The 2,135-nt window shown below is 67.5% G+C and carries 3 protein-coding genes; all 3 read right to left on the bottom strand.

From position 1 onward, the window contains the following. Nucleotides 1-434, bottom strand: a 434-nt coding sequence (locus LLH00_19495) for a hypothetical protein (GenBank protein ID MCE5273468.1), incomplete at its 3' end; no start/stop codon positions are given. A gap of 10 nt (nt 435-444) precedes the next feature. After that, nucleotides 445-1,557 carry a PorV/PorQ family protein gene (locus LLH00_19490; GenBank protein MCE5273467.1) on the bottom strand — a complete coding sequence of 371 codons (1,113 nt, stop codon included), beginning with the start codon at nt 1,555-1,557 and terminating at the stop codon, nt 445-447. 110 nt (nt 1,558-1,667) lie between these two features. After that, nucleotides 1,668-2,135: hypothetical protein (locus tag LLH00_19485; protein ID MCE5273466.1), on the bottom strand; the 468-nt coding region annotated here is incomplete at its 5' end.

Below are 2,135 nucleotides of genomic sequence, written 5' to 3'. Positions count from 1 at the left end.
CCGTAGACCGCCAGGCCGCTGGCGTGGGCCTCGGCGGCGCGCTCGCGGCACTGGTCCAGATCGAGGATGGCCGGGCCGGGCCAGACGATCCGCTCCACCGCCGCGGGCCCCGCGGCCCCGGCCAGCACCGGCTCGACCACTGTCTCGCTGTAGATGCCCTGGTATTCCACTTTCCGCCAGCGGCTGCCGAACATGTCGTAGAAATGGTCCGGCGCGCTGTCGGTCCGGATCAGCTCGCGGCGCCAGACCGGAGCCACGTGAACGGCATCCGCACCGAAATGCCGGGCCAGGCCGAGGGCGGACTCCAGGCCCAGCTCCTTGCGCAGACGAGCCAGGACCGGGGCCTCGGCGCGGAAAAAGCCGGGCGGGCGGTCGAGGTCGCGGCCATCCAGGGCGCGGAGGAATCTGTCACGGGAACCGAGTGAGGTGGACATTCCGTTGCCTTTAGAACCCAATGCCCAGGCTGAACAGGTGGCTGGCGCTCAGACGGCCCCAGTTGCGCCAGGCGTAGTCGATGCTGCCGTGGAAGGCGAGGAAATCGTAGAGTATGCCGCCACCGGCGGAGAGGCCGCGCAGACGGTCGCTACCCTCAAGGCCCAGCTCATCGCCACGGAACTCCCAGCCGCCGCGCAGGCTGGCCGTGGTCTTGCCCAGCTTGCGGGTCAGCTCGCTGCCCAGGTGGTAGCTCACCGGCATGTCGCTGTTCTGGGCGAACTCGGCCGCCCCGGCCCAGGTGTAATTGTCACCCTGGGCCAGCACGTATGATAGAGACACATCGAAACTGGTGGGCAGCTTGAAACGGGTGGCCTGGCGCAGGGCTTTGCGCTCCTGACGGCCGACACCACCGCCGGAGTAGACCTCCTCGGCGGGAAGCTCCACCTTGAGGCTGTTGCCGCTGAACGCCATGTTGCCGCCCAGGTTGCGGATCAGGAACGCCAGGCGGATTTCGCGGCCGGCCAGACGGGCATGGTAGTTGGTGCCCAGGTCGAAAGCGAACGTGCTCTGGGTGTTCCCGGCGATGTCCTCGTGCACGGCCTTGAGGTTGAGCCCCGCGGCAAAACGGTCCGAGAAGTTCCAGGCCAGGCTGCCGCCGCCTTGCAGGCTGTAGGTGCTGAACGTGGCCCCGGTGCCCTCGGGCTGGGTGACTGTGGTGATCTCCTGGTCGCCGCTGGTGAGCACGCCCATGAACGCGCCCAGCACAAGCTTACCGTCCAGCAGCGGAGCGGCGCCCGCGGTGTAGGTGTAGCGGACATCCAGCGGCAGGTCGACCACGTTCAGCAGCACCTGGGGCCGGGTGATCGCGGCCACGCCGGCCGGGTTCCACCAGAGGGCCGAGATGTCATCCGCCAGGGCGCCGAACGCGCCTCCCAGGGCCACTCCGCGCGCGCCCACCGGGATGGTCAGGAACTCGGCCGTGCGGGTGCCGGCCTCGCTGAAACCATCCGGGAGGCCGTTGGCCGGGTTGTAGCCGCTGCCGCTGCCCCCGGCCGCGGAGAGAGACCCGGCCCAAAGAAGAAGGGCGAGCAGGAGAAGGGTTGTGTTCAGGCGATTCAGCATCACTTTTCTTCCGGTATATGGCGGGCGAACACAAGGTTCGCCCCTACTATAATTTAATTACTCCAGCTTTGGGCACGGCATGCCGTGCCCCTACTCAACCAAAATCCGCCTCAATTTATGATCGAAAACTTCCCGATCTGCTCCTTGCCCGTGCCCTGGCTCTGCACGTGGAAATAATAGGTGCCGCTGGCGAGCAATTGGCCGAAACGGTTGCGCAGGTCGTAGCGCCGCGCCCCTCCGCCCGAGTCGGCGGAGCTGAACGTGCTCTCCGGCACACCGGGGCCGTGCTCCAGTACGTTGACCTGTACGCCGGACAGGGTGTAGATACGGATCGTGCAGCGCTCGGGCAGGCCGGTGAACAGGACGTTCTTGTCCGAGGGGCCGCTGTCCAGGGCGCTGGAGACTATGTACGGGTTGGGCACCACGCGCACGCGGGCCAGGCGCTCGTCCTCGGGCCGCCGGCTGGCGCGGTTGAAACGCACGCTCACCTGTTGGCCGGGCACCGGGCTCACCTCATCCCCCGCTGCGCTGTTGAACCCGCAGCGCACCAGCCAGACATCCCCGGCGCGCGGTTTCTG

The sequence above is a fragment of the bacterium genome, assembly GCA_021372515.1.
Taxonomy (GTDB): domain Bacteria; phylum Gemmatimonadota; class Glassbacteria; order GWA2-58-10; family GWA2-58-10; genus JAJFUG01.
The sequence above is the reverse complement of the archived record's forward strand: the minus strand, read 5'-3'. Positions and strand labels throughout refer to the sequence as shown.